This window comes from Bacillus paralicheniformis (genome assembly GCF_002993925.1).
GTDB lineage: Bacteria > Bacillota > Bacilli > Bacillales > Bacillaceae > Bacillus > Bacillus paralicheniformis.
Genome location: NZ_CP023665.1, coordinates 821,170 through 846,860 on the forward strand (window position 1 = coordinate 821,170; position 25,691 = coordinate 846,860).

The following is a 25,691-nucleotide window of genomic DNA, read 5'->3' on the forward strand; positions in this document are numbered from 1 at the left end:
AATTAAGGTAAGTATTAATAATGGGAAAACTGGAAAAACAACATGACAAGCTGTTTCAACAAGATAGATTAATTTTTAAACTTAATCGAGTGACAGAAATGACAAAAACGACAATAATAAGCCTGACAGATAGTATCAGTAAATAATCAAAAGAAATTGGATTGGATGAGAAGGAATTTGATTATTTGAAAAGTTATGGAGCTACAGCATAAATTCTTTTCATCATCATATCGTTATCCTGTTTTTAATTTAATCAGATATCTTCTTAATAATAAATTTCTTTAGGATTTTATTATTGACTATATCCATAAAAACCTCCATAATAACCCTTAAGAAGTTAAATATTTTTTTAACTCATTGGGGGTTACGAATATTTTGTATACTATCAGTAAAGACAAAGTAAGAGTACATATGAAAAAGAATGGTATATCTACTCAAAAAGAATTGGCTCAGCAATTAGGAATTAGCAAAAATCAATTGTCTATGCTACTCTCCCCTAATTTTAACCCTGTTAAGTCGAATGCTTTGAAACTTTGTGAGATCTTAAATGTGAATTTTGAGGAGATCATTGAATCTGAGCAGATAGAATTAACATTAGAAGAGACAGATCTAATTTTAGAACAGAGTAGAGATGATCAGATAAACGTAGCAGATTATGAGGGGCAGAAATTTGTAGACGTAAAAAATATAAAGGCTCATAAAGAATATTCAGTTGTAGAGCTTTTTGCAGGAGCAGGAGGATTAGCTTTAGGTCTTGAAAAGGCAGGATTAAAATCTAATGGCCTTGTTGAAATTGATAAGTATGCTTGTCAAACCCTTAGAAAGAACAGACCTAATTGGAATGTAATAGAAAAAGATATTATAGAAGTTGCTGAACAAGGAATTAGAAATTTTGTGGATATCCCTATTGGCCATCTTGATGTACTATCAGGAGGTTATCCATGTCAAGCTTTCAGTTATGCGGGGAAAAAAATGGGTCTATCTGATGCGAGGGGTACTATGTTTTATTACTATGCCCAAATATTAAAACAGTTACTTCCGAAAATGTTCTTAGCTGAAAATGTTCGAGGCCTAGTTAATCATGATAAAGGGAGAACTTTGGCTCTAATGCTAAAAGTGTTCTCTGATATCGGTTATACTGTACGCTGGAAGATATTAAGAGCGTTAGACTATGATGTAGCTCAAAAAAGAGAAAGGATAGTACTCGTAGGGATTAGAAATGATTTAGTAGAAAAATATAACGTTGAATACTGTTTTCCACAGCCTTTTGGCTATGAACTCACATTAAAAGATATTTTAAAAGATGTTCCTCCATCTGATGGAGCTAAGTATCCTGATTCAAAAAGAAAAGTCTTAGATCTTGTACCTCCAGGTGGTTATTGGAGAGATTTACCTGATGAAATAGCTAAAGAATATATGGGTAAGAGTTATTATTCAGGAGGGGGAAGGACAGGAATGGCGAGAAGATTATCATGGGATGAGCCGTCATTGACACTAACTTGTTCTCCTGCCCAAAAACAAACTGAGAGATGTCATCCAGATGAAACTAGACCTTTCACCGTTAGAGAATATGCTAGAATTCAAAGTTTTCCAGACAGTTGGGAGTTTGACTGTTCTACAGCAAATGCTTACAAACAAATAGGTAATGCTGTTCCAGTAAATATGGCGAAAGCTATAGGACTTTCTATTATAGATGTCTTAAATCAAATGAATTAAAGAGTAGGCGGAACGAGCAAAAGAAAAATTTAAAAAATAAAGTATTTAGAGAATTAAATAGAGGTGGAGGATGCGTATGCCCTCCACCTCTATTTAATTCAATTTGCCGTACTCACCTTTTTCTTCCGCGATCATATTTTCAATTTTAGCATCTAGGTTATTAGGATTTAAATTTTCATCTATTTCCGTGGCTAACTCTCTGATTACATCCTCAATCATTTCGGAACCATCTACTTCTGAGGCTACATCTCCAATTGCATCTGTAAGCTTTTGATAAAAGTTCATTTCTCCGGTTAACCTATACCAAAATTCTTGGCCAACAATGACAGGATATTCTTTATTTATAGTTTTATAATGATTACTTAAATCTTTGGGTGTACCATATAAAACCCCCACAATTAAATCATCAAAACTGATATTTAATTTGTTAGTTCTTGCAAGGTTTTTAATTCCCACAAAGTGTCCTTTAATTGTTTGTATATCGTCCTTATTGATTGTGTTTGGCCCAGCTTTTATTTGACAGTATTTTTTTCTGCCATCCAATTTATCAATAAATTCAATATCAATTCCTGATGTCGTAGATGCAAATCCCTCTAATACCTCGCTACAGAATTTCTGTAATTTATCACCGAATATTGTATTGATTGATGTTCCTAATACCCTAGGATAAACTAAAGCCTTAGCGATACTTTCTGGATCGTCATTACCAGTCAAGAAGCTCGCCTTATATTTATCCAAAAAAGGATTTAATTTAAATTCTTTTAGTTTTTTGAGTTTTTTGGTATTTGCTTGATGACTAGGAACTATTTCATCCTTAAAGAAATCTTTTGCTTTCTTAATAATATTATTCAATGTTTCTTCACTAACTCTATCCTCTTTCATATTACCACCCTTTTCTTAGAAATTCTTATAACTATATTACCATTTGTTTCTTATAATTCCTAGCCTTTCAAGAAGCTCTTTACCTAATAACAAATAAATATAGCAATATCCATTTTGTGATTTTCTGGTTTAAGATTTTTAAGAATCATGTCCTTTTGATGAGGATTAAAAAATGTCTTGATATTATTTATATTTATAGTATTTACTTGCATCTTCTAGTCTGAATGTTTAACATCCAATCATAATTATTTTTGATTAATGAAAAAATAATCTGCTTTACAAGTATATTGTATTTAATTAAGGTTATTTACCTAATGTGTCTATCGAAAAGAGACAATAGATCGTTCAAATTGATGATGATCTTCCGTTCGAGTCTAATACCCATATTATGGATATACATATCTTAGCATAAGGTGAGATTGAAAGCGTTTTATTCACAGGCGCTTCAAGCATCACATTTTTATTAGCGGTTATTGTCGTTCCAACACTCTTGGTTTATGTCAGCTGTAATCTCATCGATATTATGTCACATGATGAAGATCTGTTCCAACACTTAAAGCAAACATATAAAAATATTTGATCCATTGAGAATAAATTACAGGCCATTCGACCAGGAAATTTCCTTCTTTACAAAAAACCAAAATAAATGTTGACGCTTTCATAAAACCGATATATACTTTAATCAAATCCAATATTGATAAATTAGACATGTGACTGGTCATGCAGGCAGGATCTAAAACCGATAAATTTTTTAATTTGTCGGTTTAGGTCCTTTTTTTATTGCCTAAATATAGGTCTCATGTTTCAGAAAAGGGGGAGAAACAATGAATTACACACAAACAGCAAGCGACGTATTGCAGCATGTAGGCGGTAAAGAGAATATTGCCCACTTGGAGCATTGTTCGACACGACTCCGTTTTACGCTGATTGATCAAAACAAGGCGGATGTACCGGCACTTGAGAAAATACCAGGTGTCATCGCTGTCCGTATGTCGGGCCAATGCCAGGTTGTAATTGGAAACGATGTCATTGAAGTCTATGAGAAATTGACCGGCCTTCTCGGCGGGGCGCTTTCTGGACAAAATGGGTCTTCCAATCAGCCGAAGGAAAAGCGAAAAGCGGGGACTGTACTATTAGACTTCATTGTTGGTGTTTTTCAACCGCTTGTTCCCGCCATTGCGGGTGGAGGGATTTTAAAATCGTTTCTCCTCCTCTTCTCGTTATTCGGATTAATGGATGCCAAAGGGCAAACGTATCAAATTTTAAATATGGTTGGTGATGCGCCGCTTTACTTCCTGCCATTGCTGGTAGCCGTGACGACAGCCAATAAATTAAAAGTGAATCCGCTTGTTGCATTATCGGCAGTCGGCGCTCTTATTCTGCCAAACATGGCGGCTATGCTGACAGAAGGCGCTCAATTATTTTCATTTGATGTGAAAAATATTGCGTATGCCTATCAGGTGTTTCCGGCGATTTTATCTGTCCTGTTGTATGCACAGGTGGAAAAATGGTTTACTCGTATTTCGCCAAAACCCATTCGTATCTTCTTCGTACCGATGATGTCTTTGGTTATGACAGTTCCGATCACTCTCCTGTTGCTGGGACCAATCGGTTTTACAGCAGGGCAAGGCTTCACAGCACTCATCCTTGCTATGTTTGACAAAGTGGGCTGGGTTGCGGTTGCGATCTTGGCAGCAGTCCTTCCATTTATGGTCGCATCAGGGATGCACAAAGCGATGGTGCCGTACGCTGTAACAACAATGGGCAATCTCGGAAAAGAAGCACTCTACTTGCCTGCGTCACTTGCACACAATCTCGCTGAAAGCGGAGCGTGTTTCGCAATTGCCCTTCGCACAAAAGATAAAGTGCTTCGTTCAACTGCCATTTCTGCAGGGATTTCCGCATTCTTTGGGATTACCGAACCAGCATTATACGGGGTGACACTGCAAAATAAACGTGTGCTTAGCAGTGTCATGATCGGTTCTTTCATCGGCGGAATCTTCATTGGACTTGTCGGACTTCAAGCGTTTGTTCTTGTTGGACCTGGTCTTGCAAGTATGTCGATGTTTATATCTGACGAGCTTCCACGCAACTTCATGTTTGCAGTTATCGGTTTTGCCATCTCATTTGTTGTTGCTTTTGCTGCCGCCTTTATTTTAGGAAAAGATCGAAAGACAGAAGAAACGGAAAAAGAAGCAGAGCAAGGTGTTTTCGCTGAAAAACTTGGCGCAGATGAGACATTCAAAAGTCCAGTCATCGGTCAAATGATTTCACTATCTGATGTAGAAGATGACATATTTTCTTCAAAGGTAATGGGAGAAGGAATTGCCATTATTCCTTCAAAGGGTGAACTATATGCACCGGTAGATGGCGAGATTTCACTTCTCTTTGAAACAAATCATGCGCTCGGCATGAAAACAGCAAACGGAGTTGAGGTTCTTTTCCATATTGGGATTGACACCGTTCAGCTAGAGGGCAAGTTCTTTACACCTTTGGTTCAAGCAGGAGACAAAGTCAAAGCAGGTGATCTGCTCATTCAATTTGACCTAGAAAAAATTAAAGAAGCAGGTTATGATCCAGTTACACTAGCAGTTATTACGAATACGGATCAATATGATATAAAAGTAACGCATTTAAAACAGGTCAATCGTCAAGATACGTTGATGGTTGTCACACAATTAGGAGGGTAATCATGATGACAAAGACAAAAGGATTTCCGAAAGATTTTTTATGGGGCGGTGCGATTGCCGCAAACCAAGCAGAAGGAGCTTGGAATGTTGATGGAAAAGGACCGTCTGTTGCAGATATTGCCATGTACCGTTCGAATTTGAGTGTAGAAGATTACGAAGGACACCTTGCTGTTACTTCTGAAAACATTGAACGCGCAATGAAAGACCCGGACGTAAAAAAATATCCGAAGCGCAGAGGCATTGACTTTTATCATCACTATAAAGAAGATTTGGCTCTTTTTGCAGAAATGGGTTTTAAAACATTGCGTATATCGATTGCATGGAGCCGAATTTTTCCGACAGGGGAAGAAACTGAGCCGAACGAGAAAGGTCTTCAGTTTTATGACCGTCTGTTTCAAGAAATGAAAAAACATAACATTGAACCGATCGTGACTCTGTCACATTATGAAATGCCATTAGCACTTAGTGTGAAATACAACGGATGGGTTGAAAGAAAAGTGATCAACCTCTTTGTGAAATTCGCCAATGTGTGTTTTGAACGCTATAAAGATGTTGTGAAATATTGGCTTACCTTTAATGAAATAGACAGTATACACCGCCATTCTTTCATTACAGCGGGAATCATTCCTGACCGCTGTCCAGAGGGGAAGGTAGAAGAAACCGTTTATCAAGCATTGCACCATCAATTTGTGGCATCCGCTCTTGTGACTGCAGATTGTCATCGCATCATTCCCGGAAGTCAGGTGGGATGTATGCTAACGAAACTCACGACTTACCCGCACACTTGTCATCCGAATGATGTCGAACGCGCACTGAAGCAAAACCTTGATAACTATTTCTATGCAGATGTTCAAGTGTTTGGCGAATATCCGCCATTGATCAAACGCATGCTGGAACGAAAAAATATCAATATTAAGATGGAAGCGGACGATCTTGCCATTTTGAAAGAACATACGGTAGACTTCGTTTCATTTAGCTACTATATGTCCCTGACAGAATCTGCACAAGAAGGTCTGGAAAAAACAGATGGCAATACGATTCGCGGTGTGAAAAACCCTTATTTGCCTGCAACAGATTGGGGTTGGCAAATCGATCCGGTCGGTTTAAAAATTTCGCTCATTGAATTGTATGATCGCTATCAAAAACCTCTCATTATTGTGGAGAACGGCATGGGTGCGAAAGATGTTGTTGAAAGCGATGGATCGATCCATGATGATTATCGTATTAACTATTTCAGAGAACATTTCCGTCAGATGAAAGAAGCCATTGAAGAAGGTGTAGATCTCTTCGGATATACCAGCTGGGGATCCATTGACATTATTAGTGCGGGAACATCTCAAATGTCCAAACGATATGGATTTATCCATGTTGATCAAGATGACGATGGCAACGGGACATTGAAGCGCTCACGTAAAGATTCATTCTACTGGTATAAGAAAGTGATCGAGTCAAATGGAGAAGTATTAGACTAAAAAACCGCATTCATGAAAAGGTGATGGCGATGTTTAAAATAAAAAAGGTTTTAAACTCGAGTGTGGTACTGGCTGAAGATCAGAACCGACAGGAGATGGTTTTATGCGGCAGAGGCATCGGTTACGGACGAAAACCTGGGCATATGATTGAAGAAAAACAAGCTGATCAAGTGTTTATGCCAGTAGACAATATGAAGGCAAAAGAATTTCTTCAACTGTTGGATTCAATACCGCAAGAATTTATTGAATTGACACAGCAAATTGTTCATTATGCAGAAAAAAAATTAAAAACAAAGCTAAATTCCGGCGTTTACTTCACATTAATGGATCACTTAAATTTTGCAGTAGAGCGTTATAAAAAGAACATCAATATTACGAATCGCGTCTACTGGGAAATTAAAAACTACTATACAGAAGAGTTTGAGGCAGGGAATTATGCGCTGCAGCTCATCAATGAAAAACTGGGGATCCAATTACCGAAAGAGGAAGCGGCAAATATTGCGTTCCACTTAATTAATGCATTAGGAGAAGAAACAGAATCAAAAAATGGAATGAAGTATGCAAAAATGATCGGGAGCATAGTCAATCTTGTCCGGTACACATTAAATATGAAATGGGATCAAGAAAATATCCATTACAGCCGATTTATCACACACGTTAAATTTTTTGTTGAAAGATTTTACGCTGATAAATTGCTGGCAGATCAGGAGAATGAATTGTTTGAGCAAATTGCTAATTTATATCCGCAAGCAATGGATGTAGCTTTCAAAATCAAAGATTATATCAAACAGGTACACGGAATCGTCATTCCGAACGATGAACTAACATACTTGGGAGTCCATATTCATCGCTTGATTTCTTATCAGCAATTAAAATAAATGAAGAACCACTTGCCTTTGTGGAAGGCGAGTGGTTTCTTGTTTTTGAAAAAGAAGGAGCATTTCTGTTTATAGGCCAGATGAGTTGATTGATCTATACCAACAGTTAAAATTGACAACAAAAGGCTTTTTCAATTGTTGACAAAAACATATCACTAATTGACAAAAGGTCATTACAAAAATTTACACATGTGATAAGATCATTTTACAGATAGAGAACAATCCTAAAGAGAAAGAGGGGGTTCGGCATGAGCAAGGTCGCTTCAGAGGTGGTTGCGGGGGTGTTGAACGAATTCCATTTGGCCATTAAAAAGCATGCTATTGAGCAGGCGAAAAGTCTTTTTGATGAGGCGAAGTCGATGTTTTCCGAGATGGAAGAGGATCAGAATGTGCTGGCTTATTTTTCGCTTCTTGAGGAGCGGTATCGGATGATGCTTTATGATGCGAGGGGAGAGCGGCTGCCGCGGGAGTCTTACTTTAATGATTCGCAAATCGAGTGCATTGAGCAGACGGATCATATGATCGATTACTATTTCTACTTTTTTGAGGCGATGCATGAAGCGTACAACAAGAATGTTGAGCGGGCGATCAGCCTGTACAAGGTTGCCGAGAAAAAACTGGTGAAGGTGCCCGATCAGATCGAAGCTGCCGAGTTTTATTTAAAAGTGTCATGGCTGTATATGTCTCTCCGGCAAAATGCGGTTTCTCTCAATTATGCGAGAGACGCGATGAATATTTACAAAATGCATGACGGGTACGAAAAAAAGCTGGCGATATCCCAGGTTGTGATGGGGACAAATTACATGCAGATGCAGCGCTTTAAAGATGCGGAGAAGTATTTCGAAGAATCGATTGAAATTTCCAAAAAGATCGACGATTCGTTTTTAGAAGCGATGCTTCATCACAATATCAGCATTCTGTATTCCAATTCCGGCCGGTCTCAGGAATGCATTCTCGCCGTCCAGCATGCGTTGAGCAACCCCGAATGGTGCGAGTCAAGCTACTATATCAACTCGCTTTACATGCTGATCAGAGAGTTTTTCAAAATCGGCGAAACAGAAGCGGCCCTGTTCTATTATAAAAAAGGACAGGAGGAATTAAAGAAAAACGGGAATAAGCATTATGAAAAGAAAATAAATATTATGTATGAGCTTTATTGCCATGAAAACGTTAAAAGCATCAAAGACGACATCGATTCCTTGGACGAGATGAATGATTTAGACGGTGTCTGTGACCTTTCATTGCTCATCTCAAGCTATTTTGAGAAAAAAGGAGATTTCAAGGAAGCGCTGGAATTTGTTAAAATATTCATGAAAGCCGAAAACAAAATGAGATCATTAGGGAGTGAGGTATTGTCATGAAAAAATTGATTCTTTGCTTATCGTTAACTGCTATGGTCTTAGGCGGAGATGCTTTATCCCAAAGCCACAATCAGGCGTCAGGCGGCGTTCAAACAGCTGAGCTGCCGGTTGGAGGTTAATATTTGCTGAAGTCCTTTTACAGGCTTCTTTTTTAAAGCCATGAAATGGGGTGCGATTACAGTGAATCTACAAGAGCATGAAATATAAAAACCTTCCAAATTCGCGAGAGGCCCTCCAATCGTTTAAAACATATTTAAACATTAAAATTGGAGGGGGATACTATGAATGACAAAACATTTCTTTCATATTTAAAACACGCAGATAAGCCTTTCAGCGGCTGGGATTTTTCTTTCATTGACGATACGGGAAGAATGAAAAGCGACCTGCTTTCATGGTCATACGGAAGCATGGCTCTGTCTCTTATTCAAGATTCCAAATCCATGCTCGATATGGGGACAGGCGGCGGAGAGTTTTTATCGAAATTGGGGCCGTTTCCTTCGTCAGCATACGCTACTGAATGCTATTTGCCCAATGTGCCAGTTGCAAAGGAACGATTGACGCCTTTAGGGGTTCAGGTCGTCCAAATTGATGATGATGAAGATCTTCCATTTGAATCCGGCCAATTTGACCTGGTCATCAATAAACACGAGTCATATTCAGCACAAGAGGTGAGGAGAATCCTTTCAAAAGGAGGACTGTTTCTCACTCAGCAAGTCGGCGGGCATGATTGCGAAGAAATCAATGAAAAACTTGGTGTGCCGCTAAATGAAGAATTTAAGGACTGGAACTTGGAAAAAGCGTTAAAAGAAATAGAAAAACATGATTTTAAGGTTTTGAAAAGCAGGGAAGAGTGTCCGACTCAAAGGTTTTATGATATTGGGGCTCTGGTCTATTACTTAAAAGCCATTCCCTGGCAGGCGCCCGGTTTTGAAGTGGATCAATACACGGATGAATTGTACGCGATTCATAAAATGATTGAAGAAAAGGGTTATTTTGATGTCACACAGTACCGGTTTATCATTTTAGCGGAAGCGATTTAGAGTTTGATCAAAGATTTGCCTAAGAAGGGTGTCTCATATTATATGATGACATCCTTTTTTATTTTCCTATATTTTTGTAAAGCCAGTTATTTATCCATATATTCATTTAGGATATAATTGTTACTACTTAATGTTATTACCAGTATCATGTTTTTTTACACATCAGGAGGAAAAGCGATGGCATCCCAAACTGTAACCAAGTATTTTCGCGATAGTGTCGCTGCGAAACTAAAAATCAACTTTAAAAACAGTCGTTTTATGATTTCAGATTTGAATAGCCTTATACAAGGAAAGATAGACAGTAAGTACTACGCGGTACTTTCAGACCACAAAAATGTCTCCGGTAAACTCGATGTTATCGTTGTGGCAAAGACGATCAAGACGAAATTCGACGTGCAGCAAAGGGTTGAGACAAATATTGAAGATATGACCGGAATTCTTTATATCCCGGCAGTTTTGACTGCCAATGGTATGTTGTTGCCTTCAGAAGACAAATATCCATGGATTCCGAGAGAGCATCTTCATCCAATCATTGACGAAGAGCTTAAGATCGGCTATGTCAATGACTTTGATGAATATATGAGCAACAATTATCAGAGGTTGGAAAGCAACCTCACTTGGAAAAGCTATTTTGAGTTTGCAAAAGATATGTATGAGTCAGTTACAGAAACCGAAATAACTTCAAATACAGTTAAAGAAATAGAATTAGAGAAAAATGTTTATATCTTTAAGGATGATTCCATCAATGCAACCAGAAATATATTAAAGTTATATGATCACCTTTTATCCAGCCAGCCGAATCATCTGCAGCTTTATCAAAATTTTATCAACCAAAAATTCACTTCTTTATCGCCGCTTATTCCAAACCGGATGTCAGAAATGCAGAAGCATGTCGGACAAATGGGCGGGGAATATCCTTTGTCGCCATCGCAAAGGGAGTGCCTGAACCATTTCAACAATATGGAAGATGGAGAAATTCTTGCAGTCAACGGTCCGCCGGGTACGGGGAAAACGACGTTATTGCAGTCGCTCGTTGCCAATCTTTATGTCGAACGAGCATTAAAAAAGGAAGATCCTCCTGTCATTGTCGCTTCATCAACAAACAATCAGGCAGTAACCAATATTATTGAATCATTCGGAAAGATTAAACCAAAATGGGAAAACAATCATTTAGAGCAGCGATGGATCGAAGGAGTCGACAGCTTTGCTGTTTATTTTCCGTCCGGCAGCAAGGAGAAAGAGGCGCAAGAAAAAGGATTTCAATATACGAACCCTCGGGGAGAAAACTTTTTTGACGAAGTTGAAAGCAACGAGAACATTGAGCGATCAACCGAAAAGATGCTCAAAGAATGCAGTCGATATTTTGAAACAAACCATACTGATATTAAGCAATGTGAGCAAACGATTTCAAATCGGTTAACAGCGCTTGAAGAAATCAGACAAAAAGTTTTATCCTTATTCTCCGAATATGATCAAATAGCTCCCAAAGGCGTTTCTTTAGATACATACATGACGCAATTGACCGAGGAAAAAACCGAGTGGGAAAGCACGTTTCAATCGATACAACAAAGAATAAAAGAGTGGCAGACGCACTTTTCAAACTTGCCGTTCTTTGTTCGCATATTCAAGTTTCTGCCGTTCTTCAAGAGCAAATTAGTCAGTTATGTCAGATATTTTATTCAGCCGGATGAAGAATTTATTGATGAGTCAATGAATCTCGATAAAATTCTCTCTCTGTATAGCGAAAAAGCAAAAGAGACGAGAGAAAAAATAAAGCAGGTCGATGCGACATACCAACAAGTCAGCAAATTGAACACAAAATATAAACAATTAATGGTGGAACTTATATCACTGAACATTCTTGAGAAATATCCTGGTTCATTTTCTTCTTTAGATAAGGCGAATGAATTTTTAGATACAACCATAAAATACGCCTCTTTTTGGCTAGCAGTTCATTACTATGAGTGCAGATGGCTTTTAGAGAAAAGACTGTCGGAAAAACAAAGAGGCACAAATTTCGATAATGTGTTAAATCAGTTTTATACAAATTTAAGTATGTTGACCCCTTGTTTTGTGATGACTTTTTATCAGCTTCCGCGAATGCTGCTGGCCTATAACAATGGGAAGGAGCATTTTCTCTACAATTATATTGATTTACTAATCGTAGATGAAGCAGGACAGGTGACTCCTGAGATTGCGGCATGTTCATTTTCGCTTGCGAAACGGGCAGTTGTTGTCGGAGATGTTTATCAGATTGAACCGGTGTGGAATATCAACGAAACATTGGATATTTCATTAGCTCTTTCAAATGATGTTATTACTTCGATCGAACAGTTTGAGAAGCTTCGCGAACTCGGCTTGAATACGTCAGAATCTAGTGTGATGAGGGTAGCGTGCAAAAGCTGTAAATACGAAAAACATCAGCAACGCGGTTTGTTTTTGAGCGAACATAGGCGCTGTTATGATGAAATTATTGAATACTGCAACAATCTGGTGTATAGAGGAAAACTTGAGCCAATGAGAGGTAAAGCGGCAGAGGATAAGAAAAATCCGCTTGTTCAATTATCGATTCCACCTCTTGGTCATATGCAGGTTGACTCATACCAGTCAAGCAAAAAAGCGGGCAGCCGATATAATGAAATAGAGGCAAGGGCCATCGCCACATGGATCAATGAGCATTTCTACAACATCCGAAATGCATATCATGAAGATGATCCAAAAAGTCTCATTGGCATCATCACCCCTTTTAAAATGCAAGTCGGCATCATCAAGCGTGCGCTATCACCCGATGTTAAACCGTTTATCGACGTAGGAACGGTCCATACCTTTCAAGGCGGCGAAAGAAAGGTCATCATCATGTCGACGGTGTACGGGAAAAATGACGGCTGCTTTTTTATAGACGCCAATAAAAGCCTTCTAAACGTCGCAGTTTCAAGGGCAAAGGACAGCTTCCTTGTCATGGGTGATATGAATTGTTTATCAGACAGCGCGAATAAACCGAGTGGATTGTTGAAGAGGATGCTTTTAGAAAATGACGTTGTTCATTCTTAATGAAGGTAAGGAGCGCAGCCATGAATCTCTTTCAATTACACCATCAAGATATGAAAGAAATCCGGGAAATACCGTTTGAGAAAGAAAAAGACATACAGCACCTATGTGAAAAAAATTTAAAGCAATTATTAGGCCTCAAGTTCATTGCCTCTGAGTTTCGAGTCGCCGGATTTCGGATTGATACGCTAGCATTTGATGACCAGACACAATCGTTTGTTATTATTGAATATAAAAACAAGAAACATTCCAGCGTAATAGATCAAGGCTATGCTTATCTGTCCATCATGCTTAATAATAAAGCTGACTTTATTCTTGAATATAATGAAAATCAAGAGAAGCTTTTAAAAAGGAACAGTGTCGATTGGTCGCAATCAAGGGTCATCTTTATTTCGCCTGAGTTTACTACACACCAAAAGGAATCCATTAATTTTAGAGATTTGCCGATGGAATTGTGGGAAATCAAAAGGTATGAAAATGACCTGCTACAAATGAATCCTATTAGACCAAATGGGGCATCGGGGTCGATAAACACAATTTCGAATCAAAGTGAAGCAATCGAACAAGTGAGCAGGGAAATCAAAGTTTTCACAGAAGAAGATCATCTAGTCCGTAAGCCTGATGAGGTGATTGATCTATACCAGCAGTTAAAAGAAGAGATTTTAAATGTGGGTGACAACATATCTGTCAAAGCAACAAAGCTGTATATCGCATTTACTGTTCATAAGCGTAACATGGTAGACGTTCTTCTCTTAAAAAAGGGCTTAAAAATTTGGATAAATGCCAAAAGAGGCGAGTTAGATGATCCCATGGATTTATTTAGGGATGTCGCAAACACCGGCCACTGGGGGAACGGTGATTATGAAATTCAAATCGAAGATGAAAAACATATCGAATATATCGTTGATTTGGTTAAACAAGTTTATGAGAAAAATAAAGTTTAAGAGCCTTTTCCATATAAAAAGGCTTTTTTCTAATGTGAAACCATTCTTTGCCTGACAACTGATCGATTAAAAAATGAAACGAGATTGCAGCATCCATTGGGAAATTTTCGTTTTCGCAAGCGGCGCCCATTCCATTGAAAAAGGATGCCCCCGGGTCCGGACATCCTTTCTAGTTTTCTTGGAGATAAGCAGAATTAAATTATTCGAGTTTGTAAATGCTATTTTTCGTTCCTCTGTATGTAAACAGTACACCGCCTATCGTTATGATTCCCCCGGCAAGTGATAGGAAAGCGGGAATTTCGCCTATCCATACCCATGATATGAAAAGTGTTGCGGCTGGCGTTAAATAAAGCGAAATCGCGGCCTCTGAAGATCCTCTGTACGAGGTGATATAAGCAAGCGCAAAATAAGGGACAACTGTAGGGAGCAATCCTAAATAAACAACACTTGCAGTAGATTGAATGGAAGCATGAGAAAGCTCTTCGAATAGCCCGGGCAAAAAGAACAGCATGGGGATCGTTCCTCCCCAAATCGCGTATGAAACAAAAGGGATAAAACCGTATTTTTGAATGTAGCGCTCTTGAAAAACGAAATAGATGCTTTCACATATCGCGGCCAGTAAAATGAACAACACCCCAGCCGCCGTGTTTTCAAAGTTTCCGACGCCGAGTGATATAAGCATGACGCCTAAAAAGCTGATCCCTGATCCGAGCCATTTCGCTGCACCAAATCGTTCTGCGAAAAACAGCCTCGCTAACAATGCTGAAAAAATAGGCGTTGTCGTGACCAGGAGGCTTGCCATTCCGGCGCTGACCGTTTCCTCGCCTTGATTGAGCAATGTGTGGTAAGCGGAAAATCCTAAAAAACCGAGCAGCAAAATGATGGGGATGTCCTTTGCTTCCGGCAGGCGCATCCGGACGGCAGCAGCCAGCAATATTAGAGCCGAAGAACCTGACAGCAGACGAAGCAATGTGAGGTGCTGAGGCGTATAATCCTCCAGCCCGACTCGAATCCCCGGAAAAGCCGAAGCCCAAAAGCCGATCATCAGGCAGTATGACAACATGATGTACATCCTCTGTTTCTTCATCATTTTTCAATCTCCTTTTTAAAAAAACCAACCGGTTTAAATGTGTGTATCCATCTTAATGGACGTTTGGTAAAATGGCTTCAACCAGTTTTGAGAATATAAACCCAACCACTTATCGATAAAAGGAGATCCATTTATGCCCCGCGCGTCAAAATACAAACAAATCATTCAATTTATAAAAGAGAAGATTGCAAATGGAGAATGGCCGATCGGCACCAAAATTCCGAGTCAGCGTTCATTGGCCAAACATTTCGCTGTGAATAGAAGCACGGTGATTACAGCCTTGGAAGAATTAATAGCCGATGGATTAATAGAAGGCAGGATGGGGAAAGGCACGATCGTTATAAACAATACATGGACATTGTTGGCCAAACATTCGACCCCTGATTGGGATAAATACGTAGCAGCCGGATTCCAGCAGCCCAGCCGGAAATCGGTTCAGGAGATTAATCAATCTGAATCGAATTCAACATTGATACAGCTCAGCAAAGGCGAACTTTCAAATGAATTGTTTCCGCTGGACATTATGAAGGGGATGATGGAGAAGGTTGCTCATAACATGGATGCCTTTGGGTATGAGGAGCCAAAAGGCTATCTTCCTTTAAGAGAGGCGTTGAGCAGCTATTTACAAACGGTCGGCATCCACGCTTCCCCGTCTTCCATCTTAATTGTTTCCGGCGCGCTGCAAGCATTGCAGTTAATCGCAATGGGGCTTTTGCAAAGCGGATCAACCGTTTTTCTTGATCAGCCGTCTTACCTTTATTCGCTGCATGTCTTTCAATCTGCGGGAATGAGGATGGCCGGATTGCAAATGGATGAAGAAGGCCTCATGCCAGAAAGCATCAAGATGACGCCAAACATGCGGACGAGAGCCATTTTGTACACCAACCCTTGTTTTCAAAATCCGACCGGAGTGTTAATGTCCAAAAAGCGGAGGGAAGAGATTCTGGCTTTCAGCGAACAACAGCACCTGCCTATCATTGAAGATGATATATACCGCGAATTATGGATTGATGCACCGCCGCCTGCTCCAATGAAAGCGATGGACAAAAACGGCCGCGTCTTATACATTGGCAGTTTTTCGAAAACGTTGAGCCCGGGATTAAGAATCGGCTGGATCGTCGGCCCGGAGCCGGTCATTGAACGTTTATCAGATATTAAAATGCAGACGGACTACGGCTCGAGTTCACTGTCTCAGAGAGTCGCAGCCGAATGGCTGACATCTGGGCTTTACCAGAAACATTTGGAAAACGTCAGAGAACAACTAAAAATAAGAAGAAGCTTTGTGTTGCATGTGTTAGAAACAGAGTTGGAAGGACTCGCGGAATGGAGCGTTCCAGCAGGCGGCTTCTTTATTTGGCTGATGATATTGCCGCCGGTATCGATGAAAACTCTTTATGCCAAAGCACTTTCAAAAGGAATTCTCTTTAATTCTGGGGCCATATACGGGCAGGAAAGAGGCGATTACATGAGGCTGTCATATGCATTTGCTTCCTGTGAAGACCTGAAGAAAGGGATTACGCAATTAAGCGGACTGATTAAAATGCTGTCTGGTTGATGTGCAAGAGTTGAAAATATTTATTCCAAAAGAAATAAATTTTACCTTATTTTTGTTAAACTTAAAAAGGATTTTAAATACATTATGACAGGAGAAAACTCATGCGGAACCAAATGTCGGTTTATTTTTCTCTGGCTCTCGCCATGGCGATCGTCGGGAGTTCGGTTGTTGTCGGCAAGCTGATGGTGAAGACGATTCCGGTGTTTTTGTCGTCTGGCATTCGTTTTTTTATCGCGGCTGCCGTTTTAATGATCTTGCTTTTTTGGATTGAGAAAGGCATTCCCGCTCTATCGAAAAAAGATGTCTTTGTTCTTTTGCTGCAGTCTTTTACGGGTGTCTTTCTGTTCAGCATCTGCATGCTTTACGGGGTTAAGCTGACGACGGGGATGGAGAGCGGCATTATTACGAGCACGACGCCGATGGCTGTCGGTGTTTTGGCTTTCTTTTTATTAAAAGAAAAAATAGAAAAAAGAATGGCTGCCGGTATCGTACTTGCCGTTATCGGCGTGATGGCGATCAACCTGTTCGGGGCCGGCGGCGAAGCGGGGAGCCCTTATGCATTGATGGGAAATCTGTTAATCGCGGCCGCAGTGATCGGTGAAGCGATGTTTACGCTAATGGCAAAATTGCTGTCGCCCCATATTTCCGCATTGGCGATTTCGGCGTTTGTTTCCTTGTTCGGTTTTTTGTTTTTTCTGCCGTTTGCGGTCATTGAGGCTGTCTCGTTTGATTTTAGCGGGCCCGGGCTTCTTGATTGGTCATATGTCCTTTATTACGCGCTGATTGTTACGGTGCTTGCTTTTTACTTATGGTACAACGGCGTGACGAAAGTGCCGGCGAGCGTTTCCGGGATTTTCACTTCGGTTCTCCCCGTATCGGCCGTTGTGCTCTCAGGCGTCATTTTGAAGGAGCAATTCACACTGGTTCATTTGACTGGAATCGTGTTTGTAATTGCAGGAATTTTCATTACTGTTTTGAAAAAAGAGCAGAAGAAAGACAGCGGAAAACTCGCATCTTAAGACGGATTTCCAAAAAAATGTCGTAAATTCGATGCATCAATTTGATGAAATCGCCTGGCCCTGCGGTATAATAGATTTTGTGAATGAAAGATTCAATGTTGAAAGAGAGTGGTTACATCATGGGCCGTAAATGGAACAATATAAAAGAGAAGAAAGCGTCCAAGGATGCGAATACGAGCCGAATCTACGCCAAGTTCGGCCGCGAAATCTATGTGGCGGCAAAGCAGGGAGAGCCCGACCCCGAACTGAACCAGAACCTGAAATTCGTGCTAGAGCGCGCCAAAACATACAATGTCCCGAAAGCGATTATTGAGCGGGCGATTGAAAAAGCGAAGGGCGGTTCTGAAGAAAATTATGACGAACTGCGCTATGAAGGCTTCGGGCCGAACGGAGCGATGGTGATCGTTGACGCGTTGACAAACAACGTCAACCGCACGGCTGCCGATGTGCGCTCCACATTTGGCAAAAACGGCGGAAACATGGGTGTGAGCGGATCTGTCGCTTACATGTTTGATCCGACGGCCGTCATCGGCTTTGAAGGGAAAACGGCTGATGAGACGCTCGAATTATTGATGGAAGCGGATATTGATGTCCGTGATATTTTAGAAGAAGACGATGCGGTGATCGTCTATGCCGAGCCCGATCAGTTCCACGCCGTACAGGAGGCGCTGCAAAACGCCGGTATCACTGAGTTCACGGTGGCCGAGCTGACCATGCTCGCGCAAAATGACGTCGCCCTTCCTGAGGATGCGCGTGCGCAGTTTGAAAAACTGATTGACGCGCTGGAAGATTTGGAAGACGTTCAGCAAGTTTACCATAATGTCGATTTAGGGGCGTAAAAAGAAATCGAGAAGTAAAAAGATAGATGAACAGGCGAAAGTCTGTTTTGTCTATCTTTTTTTATTTGTAAAGTTAACTTGACACCTGATTTTTTGTTAAGTATACTTTACGTATAGTAAACTTTACATTCCGATGGAGGAAAGATGAAAACGTTAATAAAGGAAAAGCGCACTTCGCTGAACATGACACAAGAAGAACTGGCTAAAAGGCTCGATGTGTCAAGGCAAACGGTGATTTCCCTTGAAAAGGGGAAGTATAAACCTTCACTTGTTCTGGCGCATAAACTGGCTCAAATTTTTGAATGTCTGATTGAAGATTTATTTATTTTTGAGGGGGATGAAAATATTGACTGAAACGATGACAAACACACTGATCGCTTTAGCAGGTTTAGGAATAGGCGTGCTCGGGATCGTAATTATATACAGTGTAAACAGACGGATTGGAAAAAAAGAGAGGCTGTTCGATGAACGCCAGCAGAAAATTAATTATCAGGCTAAGGCGCTCTCCTGGAACATTACAATGGCGGCTATTTTAATGGCCTGGGCATTGGTGATCATTTTCCAAGGGATATCCTTTTCATTTTTCTTAATAACAGGTTTATATATCCTGCAATGCTTATCAATGCTGATCACAACCGTTTACCTTGCACAGAAAAACTAAGATGGTGCTGTTCCCCTTGTATCCGGATTTTACCGATTTATCGGTAAAATCTTTTTTTGTGGAAAAGAAAACCCGAGGCAAGGCCTAGGGTTCCGATCGACACGCAAATCTGAAATACAGATACGAGTCGGTATTTTCGGTGTGCTGGATATTACGTAGATAAAGTAGGAAGAAACAAAAAGTAATAGAAACATATATACGAAATCAGATCGAAGATAATATCGTCGCGTGGGGATTTAAGGGATATATGGAATCCTTTGTAGATGAAAAGGTCAAGAAAAGGAAGCAAAAATAAGAAAAGACCTTTGAGCTTGCCACTAAAGTGGTACATTAAAACGAACCATTAAGCCCGTCACCCAATCAAGTCATTCAGCTGGATATCATCTTGAGGGGAAGATTATTGCAAACAAATCCCCATCATACAGATGACTGAATTGGGAAAATTTTTATTCTACGTCTTTTAGTATGGCTTCAATTTTCTCAAGCCGCTGCTTGATATCCTTTATTTCCTCGTTTTCAAGTCTCAATTTCTCTTCGGCCAATTTGCCGTTCCTTAAATATCTTTTGACAACCTTTGTTAAGGCAACGATACCCGCAATGACAAGTGCTGCCATTACAAAATAGTATACTGGTATTAAAATTGTGATAATATCAACTGTCCCCATCTTTAGTCTCCTTACATTCTGTAGATTGTTGTTTCCCCAAATTCTCGATTAAATCATTATCAATCGTAAAGGAAAATTCTTTTAGATAATAGTACTTAAGAGCTTTACCATCTAATGAAACTTTCATTTCACTAAATATAATTCCTGTCTCCTCGAGCTTGGTTAGATGCAAATAAAGTAATGTCCTATTGATTTCTAACTTGCGTGCAAGCTCACTAACATAGCAACCTCCTTTTGATAAGATGGTTAGAATTTGTAAGCGAATTGGGTTTCCAAGTGCCTTTGCAATTAAGATTAATTGGTTTGGTTCATTTATTTTATTCATATGTAACAATAATTTAACACATGTGCATCTAAAAAAAAAGGTGTTTTTCAAAAAAATGATTCATTTGTTATATTATGTTAATCATAAAAAGGAGCATTATCTTAAAACACATTTTAATCAAAAAATAAATTTTATAGAGAAGAAAGATAAAATTAAAAGTATATTTTAATATAAATGCAATTAAAGTATATTTTTTCCGATTTGTTATTGTCTCTAAGTATTATACATGATAATATTAACAATAGTTGAATAGACTTCCAGTTAAATACACCTAAAAAAATTACTTTATTCGGAGGGTGATTTGAATGAAGAGATTCTTATTATTAGTATCCTTTTTGCTAGTGTTCCCTACTGCCTATGGGACTGCCATTGCAAAGGAAAAAACGCAAGGTTTAAGTTTGGAAGAAAAAATTTTTGAAATTGATAAAAGTGATGATTTATCAAAACAAGTTAAAAAACAAAAGTTTATCCAAGCTTTGGAGGATTCAACTGATGAGGAGAAGACTGAATATCTTGAAGAAGTAGGAGAGCGAGTACAAAATACTTTAAGTGAAGTTGATGTTCAATTAGGTGAAAATAAAGAAATAGATTTAGGCATGGGGACGACTATTGAATTAGAGTCTTCCGATGTTATAGAGTCAACTGAAGATGAATTAGTAAAGACTTCTGGATATGATTTTTCAAAAGGAAATGTACTCGAAAAAAAATATGGTGCTAGAAGATTTACATGTAGGGTTAGTGTGAAATCCCTTGGCATCACATTAGGATCTTTAGTGCTACGAAACCACTATACAGTGGGGAATTTTGGATTGAAAATGAGGTATGCATCCGATAGTGGAACATCTGGAATAGATCCTTTAATGATTATCACAAGTTCTTCTACATCGGTTCCTGACGGTAAAGCTGAAAAGGTAGGGTATGATATGAATGCAAGAGGTTCGTATAAATGGAAACTAGGTATTTCAGGTATATATGCATCTTTTACATCAGAAATATACAGTACAATCAAGTTACATAAGCTAAATAAGAAAAAGAAATTTGCTGTTGTATATCAAAATTACAAATTTACTGAGTGATCATGCCTTAAACATCAGCTGAAAAAAGATGAAAAGACAAATGTCAGACTGTTTCAGATTTATGAAAACAGAGTTTGATGATCGATTCCGGATTTTACCGATTTATCGGTAAAATCTTTTTTTATATCCAAAAGACTCATGAGATTGAATTTTCTTGAAAGACTGCCGATACATAAGATGTGGTCTAACTTTTCCCAAAACTGTTTGATAGGAGATGGACTGAATGATTCAAATGACTGACCTCAACCGTCAATACATAGGAGGGGAATGGAGAGACGGCCAAAGTGAAAGCGTTTTGGCCGATCTGAATCCTTTTACCCATAAAACGATTACCTCTTTTCGGAAAGCGACGCGGGAGGATGTCGATGCGGCGTACAAAGCTGCGCTTGAGGCGAAAAAGAAATGGGATAACATCAATCCCTATGAAAAAAGAGCGATTTTAGAAAAAGCCGCGGCTTATATTGAAGACAATAAAGAAGCGATCGTGTACCTCATTATGGAGGAACTTGGCGGAACACGGCTGAAAGCGGCTTTTGAAATCGATCTTGTCGTCAATATGATCAAAGAAGCGGCAGGTTTCCCGCTCAAAATGGAAGGTAAAATTCTCCCTTCACCGGTTGATGGGAAAGAAAATCGGATATACCGCATTCCGGCGGGAGTGGTAGGTGTCATCAGTCCGTTCAACTTTCCGTTCTTTTTATCTGTAAAATCGGTTGCACCTGCGCTTGGCGCAGGGAACGGCGTTGTCTTAAAGCCGCATGAAGAAACACCGATTTGCGGCGGCACGCTGATTGCAAAGATTTTTGAAGAAGCCGGTCTTCCGGAGGGACTTCTGAATGTTGTCGTCACAGATATCGGGGAAATCGGCGACAGCTTCGTTGAGCACCCGATTCCGAGAATCATCTCGTTTACCGGATCAACGAAGGTCGGCAGCTATATCGGGCAGCTGGCGATCAAACATTTTAAAAAACCGCTGCTTGAACTCGGCGGAAACAGCGCATTGATCGTTCTTGAGGATGCCGATTTGGAATACGCTGTCAATGCCGCGGCTTTCAGCCGCTTCACACATCAGGGGCAAATCTGCATGTCGGCCAACCGGATTCTCGTTCAAAAAGAAGTGTATCCGGAATTTTTAAAGCTGTTCAGCCAAAAAATCTCCGGGTTTAAAACGGGTGATCCGCTGGATCCTGAAACTGTGATCGGCCCTGTCATTAATGAACGCCAAGCTGAACATTTAAGAAAATCGATTGAAAAAGGCATCGAAGAAGGCGCCACACCGCTTCTAAAAGGCGATATTAAAGGCAATCTCGTCGAGCCGACGATTCTTGCGGATGTCACGTCTGACATGTCTGTCGCCAAGGAAGAGCTGTTCGGCCCGGTTGTATGCGTCATGCCGTTTGAGACCGAAGCAGAAGCGGTTGAGATCGCGAATGACACTTCGTTCGGACTGAGCGGAGCCGTACACACGGGAAATGTGGAGCGCGGCGTTGCCATCGCGAAGCAAATCGAGACGGGCATGATCCATGTCAATGACACAACGATCAACGACGAGCCACATGTCGCTTTCGGCGGTGAAAAGCAATCTGGGATCGGCAGGCTGAACGGTGAGTGGAGCCTTGACGAATTTACAACGTTAAAATGGATTTCCGTCCAGCACCAGAAAAGGATTTTTCCATATTAAAAGGAGGATTTGATACATGAATGAAGCAGTAAAAACGGACATCCACCCGCTGCTGGATGCTTTTGTGAAAGTGGCGCCGTTTCTGAATCAGCTGATTCAGGACGATGTGACAGTGGGGATTTACGATACTGAAAAGCTGATCGTCAACATTCCGGGAAAGACATTTTCCCTTGATGTTAAAGCGGGTGATCCTTTGCAGGAAGGCGATATTATTACAGACGCTATCCGCCAAAACAAAAAGAAAGTGAGCATGGTGCCTAAGGAACTGTTCGGCTTCCCTCTTGCGGCGAGAGCGATCCCGCTCCATGACGAGAACGGAAGGGTTATCGGCGGAGTGGGACTCGGTACGAGTCTTGAAAAATCGGATCAGCTTCACCGCGTCGCAGAAAGCCTGTCGGTCATCGTCGAGCAGACGGCCTCAGCCATTCAGGATATCGCCGAATCTGTCAGCGGGTTTTCCGGACAAATGTCCGACATTTCCAAGCAGGCGAAAGAAGTCAGTGAAAGCGCCGGAGAAATTGAGAAAATTTCAGTTACCGTAAAAGGCATTTCAGATCAAAGCAACCTGCTCGGACTGAACGCGGCGATTGAAGCGGCGAGAGCCGGAGAGTCAGGAAAAGGGTTCTCCGTCGTCGCCGACGAAATCCGCAAGCTCGCGACACACTCAAAAGAAAACGTCGGGCAGATTGACCAAATCACGAAGAAAATCCACGCGTTATTGAAAGACCTTGAGCATTCGATCGAAGTCATCAATGAACATACGAGCGGCCAGGCCGCCGGCGTTGAACAAATTTCCGCCACCATGCAGGAGATCAGCAGCAACGCGCATAACCTCGCCAAGATGGCGGAACATCATTTTGAAGACTAGATATAGAAAAAAACTGCCTGACAATGTGTCGGCAGTTTTTTTACTAACACTACTACACTAGCGATTGAAATGACTGCCGTAAATATGGCTCATGAGTATGCTCTTTCCCGTCACACTGCAATTCCTTCAAACGTGTAAAAGAGACGAAATCAAATAACTATATATTGAAAATAACTCCGATAAGAGAATAGATAATGACAGTCGAAAAAAGAATTGTCATATGAATCAGAGAGTAAATAAACATGGATTTTGCCCATTTCTCTGAATCCATTTTTTTGTAACCATACACACTAAGAACCAACCATATGACACCTAATATAAGGGAAACAAGCATAATGCCGAGGCTCAAAGAAATAAAAAGGAGACTTGTCCCGATAAGGATGATTAAATAAATATTAGTTTGTATATATGTTCTTTTAACTCCTTTGATAACAGGGAGCATTGGAACTTTCGCAGCCTTATACTCATCATTTTTTCGAATGGCTATAGCATAGAAATGAGGCATTTGCCATATCACAGATGTCACAAAAAGACCGAGAACAGCAGGATGTGTGATGTCCGGATAGACAGCTGACCATCCAATAAGAGGCGGCATAGCTCCGCCGATACTCCCGACCTCTGTATTGTAAACTGTTCTTCTCTTACTCCACATGGTATACGGGACAATATAAAAAAACAATCCTAGAAACCCTAGGAGTGCTGCCAGAGAGGTGGTGAAACCAAGGATTATTACACCAAAAATCATCATAAAGATACCGAGCCATAGAACTGTTTTAGGCTTTATTTCTCCTGTAACGGTTGGTCTGTTTTTGGTTCTCTCCATAATAGAATCTATATCCCGGTCATATAAGTTGTTAAAAGCTCCTGCCGCTCCCATTACTAAAATAGACCCAATTAATGCAAAAAATATTTCTGGTAATTTCTCAGAAAGGCTGATTTTATAAGTATATAAAGATAATGTTAATCCAGAAAACATCGGAATAAGGTTAGATTTAATAATTCCTGTTTTAATGGTTTTTGACAATATGATGGACACAGGTCGTTTATCCGTTTTGATATTATTTTCAATTTGCATGATTCTTCTCCTCTTTTTAATGGCCACACGTTGATTTAGTGAAGTTCTAGTGATACCTTTTAGAATATACATACTATATGGTATGTTAATTCTGAACAGTATGATTGTCAATAAGAGGAGGAAGAAGAATGCTTAGAAGAAGGCTAACCCAAAAAGAGCGAAAAGAGGAAACACGTCAATTGTTGTTAGAATCGGCTGTTGAGATTTTTTCGGAGCTTGGCTTTCATGGGGCTTCTGTTGAAAAAATTGCTGAACATGCCGGATTTAGCAAAGGAGCGGTTTACTCCAATTTTAAATCTAAGGAAGAGCTCTTTCTGGCCTTATTGGAACAACAAATGAATTTACAAGTGAATAACATCGATCAAATCATAAATAATCAGCATTCACTTTCATATTTTATTGAAACAATGAATGATCATTTTGTCTCAGTGGTGAAAGAAAATCAAAAGTGGATGATTTTAAATATGGAATTTCTTCTTTATGTGATGCGTAATGAGTCAGTGCGCTACAAATGGTCTTGCATGATCAGGGAGTCTGTGGACCGGATCTCCAAGTCTGTCGCGAAACTAATGTTGAAAGAGAATCATGAGGTTACGCTATCTTCGGAAGAAATCGCTTGGACTATTTTTTCACTCGAAAATGGTCTTGCGATATTCAATTTTATTAATGGAGAAAGCGTCCCGATGAATTTATATGGAAAAGCGCTAAAAAATTTGCTTTCAGCCTCTGAGTGACTTTTTAATAGAAAAGTTGTACTTTTCAATTTCTAGGCTCAGTGTCATACATTAATTTAAATTTTATTTTAA

General features: G+C 39.9%; 23 protein-coding genes. 18 read left to right on the forward strand and 5 right to left on the reverse strand.

What is annotated here, in order from left to right:
* The first annotated feature begins 411 nt into the window (after positions 1-411).
* Positions 412-1,716, forward strand: a complete 1,305-nt coding sequence (gene dcm, locus CP943_RS04175) for a DNA (cytosine-5-)-methyltransferase (RefSeq protein WP_105981351.1) — start codon at positions 412-414, stop codon at positions 1,714-1,716.
* A gap of 93 nt (positions 1,717-1,809) precedes the next feature.
* Here the strand turns inward: dcm and CP943_RS04180 are convergent, their stop codons facing one another.
* Positions 1,810-2,598, reverse strand: coding sequence for a PmeII family type II restriction endonuclease (locus CP943_RS04180; RefSeq protein WP_105980786.1), 789 nt, complete (start codon positions 2,596-2,598; stop codon positions 1,810-1,812).
* An 824-nt stretch (positions 2,599-3,422) separates the two neighbouring features.
* Between CP943_RS04180 and CP943_RS04190 the strand changes: the two genes are divergently transcribed.
* The 8 genes from CP943_RS04190 (at position 3,423) to CP943_RS04225 (ending at position 14,031) form a co-directional block, all read left to right on the forward strand.
* Positions 3,423-5,288 carry a beta-glucoside-specific PTS transporter subunit IIABC gene (locus CP943_RS04190; protein ID WP_105980788.1) on the forward strand — a complete coding sequence of 622 codons (1,866 nt, stop codon included), beginning with the start codon at positions 3,423-3,425 and terminating at the stop codon, positions 5,286-5,288.
* A gap of 5 nt (positions 5,289-5,293) precedes the next feature.
* Positions 5,294-6,760, forward strand: coding sequence for a glycoside hydrolase family 1 protein (locus CP943_RS04195; RefSeq protein ID WP_105981352.1), 1,467 nt, complete (start codon positions 5,294-5,296; stop codon positions 6,758-6,760).
* Between the two features lie 29 nt (positions 6,761-6,789).
* Positions 6,790-7,638 (forward strand): PRD domain-containing protein, encoded by an 849-nt coding sequence (locus CP943_RS04200; RefSeq protein WP_026578918.1) that lies wholly within the window; start codon positions 6,790-6,792, stop codon positions 7,636-7,638.
* A gap of 248 nt (positions 7,639-7,886) precedes the next feature.
* Positions 7,887-8,999: a Rap family tetratricopeptide repeat protein gene (locus CP943_RS04205; RefSeq protein WP_105980789.1), complete on the forward strand. Its 1,113-nt coding sequence runs from the start codon at positions 7,887-7,889 to the stop codon at positions 8,997-8,999.
* Complete coding sequence (locus CP943_RS04210) at positions 8,996-9,118, forward strand: PhrK family phosphatase-inhibitory pheromone (RefSeq protein ID WP_105980790.1); 123 nt, start codon at positions 8,996-8,998, stop codon at positions 9,116-9,118. The genes CP943_RS04205 and CP943_RS04210 overlap by 4 nt, the downstream gene beginning before the upstream one ends.
* Before the next feature lie 162 nt (positions 9,119-9,280).
* Positions 9,281-10,039 (forward strand): class I SAM-dependent methyltransferase, encoded by a 759-nt coding sequence (locus tag CP943_RS04215; protein ID WP_039073293.1) that lies wholly within the window; start codon positions 9,281-9,283, stop codon positions 10,037-10,039.
* A gap of 177 nt (positions 10,040-10,216) precedes the next feature.
* Positions 10,217-13,090, forward strand: a complete 2,874-nt coding sequence (locus CP943_RS04220; protein ID WP_105980791.1) for an AAA domain-containing protein — start codon at positions 10,217-10,219, stop codon at positions 13,088-13,090.
* A gap of 20 nt (positions 13,091-13,110) precedes the next feature.
* A complete protein-coding gene (locus CP943_RS04225; RefSeq protein WP_105981353.1) occupies positions 13,111-14,031 on the forward strand; it encodes a DUF5655 domain-containing protein in 921 nt (306 codons plus the stop codon).
* 199 nt (positions 14,032-14,230) lie between these two features.
* Here CP943_RS04225 and CP943_RS04230 read toward each other — a convergent pair whose 3' ends face one another.
* On the reverse strand, positions 14,231-15,118 hold the full coding sequence (locus CP943_RS04230; protein WP_025810363.1) for a DMT family transporter: 888 nt from the start codon (positions 15,116-15,118) through the stop codon (positions 14,231-14,233).
* A gap of 136 nt (positions 15,119-15,254) precedes the next feature.
* Between CP943_RS04230 and pdxR the strand changes: the two genes are divergently transcribed.
* The 5 genes from pdxR to CP943_RS04255 all read left to right on the forward strand — a co-directional run bounded on the left by pdxR (position 15,255) and on the right by CP943_RS04255 (position 19,195).
* Complete coding sequence (gene pdxR, locus CP943_RS04235) at positions 15,255-16,676, forward strand: MocR-like pyridoxine biosynthesis transcription factor PdxR (RefSeq protein ID WP_105980792.1); 1,422 nt, start codon at positions 15,255-15,257, stop codon at positions 16,674-16,676.
* A gap of 101 nt (positions 16,677-16,777) precedes the next feature.
* Positions 16,778-17,695, forward strand: a complete 918-nt coding sequence (locus CP943_RS04240; RefSeq protein WP_023855789.1) for a DMT family transporter — start codon at positions 16,778-16,780, stop codon at positions 17,693-17,695.
* Between the two features lie 119 nt (positions 17,696-17,814).
* A complete protein-coding gene (locus CP943_RS04245; protein WP_003179658.1) occupies positions 17,815-18,534 on the forward strand; it encodes a YebC/PmpR family DNA-binding transcriptional regulator in 720 nt (239 codons plus the stop codon).
* A gap of 144 nt (positions 18,535-18,678) precedes the next feature.
* Positions 18,679-18,888: a helix-turn-helix transcriptional regulator gene (locus CP943_RS04250; protein WP_020450493.1), complete on the forward strand. Its 210-nt coding sequence runs from the start codon at positions 18,679-18,681 to the stop codon at positions 18,886-18,888.
* On the forward strand, positions 18,872-19,195 hold the full coding sequence (locus CP943_RS04255; protein ID WP_234026557.1) for a DUF2178 domain-containing protein: 324 nt from the start codon (positions 18,872-18,874) through the stop codon (positions 19,193-19,195). Before CP943_RS04250 ends, CP943_RS04255 begins: the two co-directional genes overlap by 17 nt.
* A 446-nt stretch (positions 19,196-19,641) precedes the next feature.
* Here CP943_RS04255 and CP943_RS04260 read toward each other — a convergent pair whose 3' ends face one another.
* Both CP943_RS04260 and CP943_RS04265 read right to left on the reverse strand, forming a co-directional pair.
* Positions 19,642-19,860, reverse strand: a complete 219-nt coding sequence (locus CP943_RS04260) for a hypothetical protein (protein WP_020450496.1) — start codon at positions 19,858-19,860, stop codon at positions 19,642-19,644.
* Entirely contained in the window at positions 19,847-20,185 is a 339-nt protein-coding gene (locus CP943_RS04265) for an ArsR/SmtB family transcription factor (protein ID WP_095292926.1), read from the reverse strand. The genes CP943_RS04260 and CP943_RS04265 overlap by 14 nt, the downstream gene beginning before the upstream one ends.
* Before the next feature lie 305 nt (positions 20,186-20,490).
* On the opposite strand from CP943_RS04265, the gene CP943_RS04270 reads away from it, so the two are divergent.
* The 3 genes from CP943_RS04270 (at position 20,491) to CP943_RS22950 (ending at position 23,810) form a co-directional block, all read left to right on the forward strand.
* On the forward strand, positions 20,491-21,261 hold the full coding sequence (locus tag CP943_RS04270) for a hypothetical protein (RefSeq protein WP_020450498.1): 771 nt from the start codon (positions 20,491-20,493) through the stop codon (positions 21,259-21,261).
* A 223-nt stretch (positions 21,262-21,484) separates the two neighbouring features.
* Entirely contained in the window at positions 21,485-22,942 is a 1,458-nt protein-coding gene (locus tag CP943_RS04275) for a benzaldehyde dehydrogenase (RefSeq protein ID WP_105980794.1), read from the forward strand.
* A gap of 466 nt (positions 22,943-23,408) precedes the next feature.
* Positions 23,409-23,810: a methyl-accepting chemotaxis protein gene (locus CP943_RS22950; protein ID WP_373367318.1), complete on the forward strand. Its 402-nt coding sequence runs from the start codon at positions 23,409-23,411 to the stop codon at positions 23,808-23,810.
* A gap of 157 nt (positions 23,811-23,967) precedes the next feature.
* On the opposite strand, the gene cyoE is transcribed toward CP943_RS22950, so the two are convergent.
* Entirely contained in the window at positions 23,968-24,885 is a 918-nt protein-coding gene (gene cyoE / locus CP943_RS04285; protein ID WP_023855785.1) for a heme o synthase, read from the reverse strand.
* A 128-nt stretch (positions 24,886-25,013) separates the two neighbouring features.
* Here cyoE and CP943_RS04290 point away from each other — a divergent pair, with 128 nt between their 5' ends.
* On the forward strand, positions 25,014-25,619 hold the full coding sequence (locus CP943_RS04290; RefSeq protein ID WP_020450502.1) for a TetR/AcrR family transcriptional regulator: 606 nt from the start codon (positions 25,014-25,016) through the stop codon (positions 25,617-25,619).
* The last annotated feature ends 72 nt before the right edge of the window (positions 25,620-25,691 follow it).